6 protein-coding genes are annotated in these 3235 nt (G+C 64.4%); 4 read left to right on the forward strand and 2 right to left on the reverse strand.

The features are described from left to right. Positions 1–292, reverse strand: a 292-nt coding sequence (locus RMN84_RS09145) for an aldehyde dehydrogenase family protein (RefSeq protein WP_309611864.1), incomplete at its 3' end; no start/stop codon positions are given. Between the two features lie 95 nt (positions 293–387). Between RMN84_RS09145 and RMN84_RS09150 the strand changes: the two genes are divergently transcribed. From RMN84_RS09150 to RMN84_RS09165, 4 genes are read left to right on the forward strand one after another with little or no spacing between them, the layout of a single operon-like run. Beyond that, positions 388–687: an SCP2 sterol-binding domain-containing protein gene (locus RMN84_RS09150; protein WP_309611865.1), complete on the forward strand. Its 300-nt coding sequence runs from the start codon at positions 388–390 to the stop codon at positions 685–687. Between the two features lie 6 nt (positions 688–693). Continuing rightward, complete coding sequence (locus tag RMN84_RS09155) at positions 694–1401, forward strand: CoA transferase subunit A (RefSeq protein WP_309611866.1); 708 nt, start codon at positions 694–696, stop codon at positions 1399–1401. Beyond that, positions 1398–1721 (forward strand): DUF5076 domain-containing protein, encoded by a 324-nt coding sequence (locus tag RMN84_RS09160; protein ID WP_309611867.1) that lies wholly within the window; start codon positions 1398–1400, stop codon positions 1719–1721. Before RMN84_RS09155 ends, RMN84_RS09160 begins: the two co-directional genes overlap by 4 nt. Then, entirely contained in the window at positions 1718–2353 is a 636-nt protein-coding gene (locus tag RMN84_RS09165) for a 3-oxoacid CoA-transferase subunit B (protein WP_309611868.1), read from the forward strand. Before RMN84_RS09160 ends, RMN84_RS09165 begins: the two co-directional genes overlap by 4 nt. A gap of 5 nt (positions 2354–2358) precedes the next feature. Here the strand turns inward: RMN84_RS09165 and RMN84_RS09170 are convergent. Continuing rightward, positions 2359–3235 (reverse strand): L,D-transpeptidase family protein (locus RMN84_RS09170; protein WP_309611869.1); only part of this gene is annotated, 877 nt, incomplete at its 5' end.

Genomic DNA, 3235 nt, shown 5'->3' on the forward strand with positions numbered 1-3235 from the left:
GCGGCTTGCCCTGCTCCTGCGTCAGGATCCGACCGATATGCTCGGCCCGCTCGATCAGCAGCGCCGCCGCCTTGTGCAGGATCGCCGCGCGCTTCTCGACCCCGGTTGCACGCCACAGCGGCCACGCCCGCGCCGACGCTGCGAGCGCCTCGTCGAGGTCGGCCTTGCTGGCCAGCGGCAGCTCGGCGATGCCGCCGCCGGTGGCCGGATTGACGACGCGATATTCGTCGCGGCCTTCGCCGCTCCGCCAATTGCCGTCGATGAAGAGTTTGAGGTCTGCGTCATAGGTCATGGCGCCCAGATAGGCCTCCGCAGCGCCCGCGCCAACCCCGACGGCTTGAAGCCGTCGCCGACGCTCGCTACGCGGTAAAATCAAAGGAGATCGACATGACCAAGCAGGAACTGGCAACGAAGATGCAGGAAGCGGGCGCCTTCCTGCCGGGCAAGAAGGTCAAGGTCGATTTCGGCGACCAGGGCGCGCTGATGCTCGACGGAGTCGCCGGTGCGGTGACCGAAGCCGATGGCGTAGCCGATACCACGCTCAAGGTCAGCTGGGCCGACTGGGAAGCGCTCTCCTCGGGTCAGCTCGACGGCATGACCGCCTTCATGACCGGCAAGCTCAAGGTCGAGGGCGACATGTCGAATGCGATGCAATTGCAGGGCGTCCTCGGCAAGCTGAAGGACTGACCGCGCATGACCAAGATCTTTTCCACCGCCGCCGACGCCCTTCACGGCGCGCTCCATGATGGCATGACCATCGCCTGTGGCGGGTTCGGCCTGTCGGGGATGCCCGAGCGATTGATCGACGCCGTGGTCGCCAGCGGGGTCAAGGACCTGACCATCGCCAGCAACAACGCCGGGATCGACAATGTCGGCCTCGGCAAGCTGCTCCGCACGCGCCAGGTGAAGAAGATGATCTCGTCCTACGTCGGCGAGAATAAGGAGTTCGAGCGGCAATATCTGGCGGGGGAGCTCGAGGTCGAATTCTGCCCCCAGGGCACGCTGGCAGAGCGCATGCGCGCCGGCGGCGCGGGCATTCCCGGCTTCTATACCAAGACCGGCGTCGGCACCGAGGTCGCCGAGGGCAAGGAGGCCAAGACCTTCGATGGTGAGGAATATATCCTCGAGCGCGGCATCTTCGCCGACCTCGCGATCATCAAGGCGTGGCGCGCCGACGAGAGCGGCAACATCATGTTCCGCAAGACCGCCCGCAACTTCAACCAGCCCGCCGCCACCTGCGGCAAGATCTGCGTCGCCGAGGTCGAGGAGATCGTTCCCACCGGCAGCTTCGACCCCGACTGCATCCACCTCCCCTCGATCTACATCAACCGCCTGATCTGCGGCGCGCCGTATGAGAAGCAGATCGAGTTCAGGACGGTTCGGGAGCGGGAGAGCGTATGATGTTCGGCCTTCGTCGACCGCAAATTCATCCGGGGGAAATCTCACTACGACAGTCTTTCCCTAACCTGACCGATGACGCATTCGAAGTTGCTCGTTTTTGGGTCAGTCAGGAACGGAGTTTTGTAGCGGTTGGCTATCCCGAGAAATGGGAACCCGAGCTATTGGGCTCGATCCTAGTTGAAAGTATTCACACTGCCGCCGTTGCGTATTCAGCTCGAACAGGAATATCCGAGCAGATCGCGCTTTCTCGAATATTCAGCGGCTTTGATAGCGAACGCGCGAACCTAGCGTCGGAACAATCAGGGATGCCTAATCAATGACTTGGGACCGCAACCAGATGGCCGCCCGCGCCGCGCGCGAGCTTCAGGACGGCTATTACGTCAACCTCGGCATCGGCATTCCGACGCTGGTCGCCAACAATATCCCCGACGGGATGACGGTCACGCTGCAAAGCGAGAACGGCATGCTCGGCATCGGCCCCTTCCCCTATGATGACGAGGTCGACCCCGACCTGATCAACGCCGGCAAGCAGACCATCAGCGAGCTGCCGTCCTCCTCATACTTCTCCTCGTCCGACAGTTTCGCGATGATCCGCGGCGGGCATATCGACCTGACCGTACTCGGCGCGATGGAGGTGTCGGAGGGCGGCGACATCGCCAACTGGATGATCCCGGGCAAGATGATCAAGGGCATGGGCGGGGCGATGGACCTCGTCGCCGGGGTCAAGCGGATCATCGTCGTGATGGATCACAACGCCAAGGATGGCAGCCCCAAGTTCATCCCCGCCTGCACCCTGCCGCTGACCGGCAGGAACGTCGTCGACATGATCGTCACCGACCTCGCGGTGTTCGAGCGGCCCGATCATGGCTCGCCGTTCAAGCTGGTCGAATGCGCACCGGGCGTCACTCCCGATGACGTGCGCACTAAGACGACCGCGAGCTACACCGAATAGCAGAACTAGCGCGCGGCGATGGTCTTCGCCGCCGCCAGCCCATCGCGCCCATAGATATCTTCGCGATAGGCGATCGTATCGCCAACCGGCGCGGCGGTAAGATAGGTGATGTACACCGGCACCGGCACCGGCACGGGCACCTTCAGTTCGGGCTTGGCCGAAACCGTCGCCAGCGGCTTGCCGAACAGCCACCGCGCCAGCTTCGGCGCGCTTTGCAGCCGGATGCATCCCCCGCTCCGCTGCCGCGCCGGTTCGGCGAACAGGCTCTTGTCGTCGGTATCGTGGAGGTAGATCCCCATGTCGTTGGGGAACATGAACTTGACCCGCCCCATGCTGTTCTCCGCGCCCGGCAGTTGCCGCATCCTGATGTCCGGCATCTTGCCCGCCGCGACCGCTGCCCAGTCGATCGTCGTGGGGTCGACGACCTTCGCCTTGTCGGTCCAGTCGCTCAGCACCTGATAATGATATTTGACGAGCCAGCCCGGACCCTCGCTGATGATGTGCGGCGCCAGCCGGGTCGCAGCGAGGTCGGGGGGCACGTTCCAATACGGGTTGACGATCGCGTAACGGATCACCCCCGCCAGCATCGGCGTTGCATTGTCGGTGCGGCCCACGACCACCCGCATGCTGTCGCGAACGACCCCGTCCTCGACCATGTCGAGCCGCGCGTCGGCGGCGTCGACCAGCACATAGCGTCCGCCTTGCAGCACTCCCGGCAGCGCCCGCGCCCGCATCAGATTGACCCGCAGGAGCTGCACAGTGCGTGGGTCCTGCGCCTGGCCCAACGCCGCCCGCAGCGCGCCATAGGCCGGGTGCATCCACGGCATGGTGTCGAGAAACCGCGCCAGCGACGGCGCCTTGGCCGCGGCCTGCAGCATCAGG

The organism is Sphingomonas sp. (assembly GCF_031380695.1).
In the GTDB taxonomy this organism is placed as follows: Bacteria; Pseudomonadota; Alphaproteobacteria; order Sphingomonadales; family Sphingomonadaceae; genus Sphingomicrobium.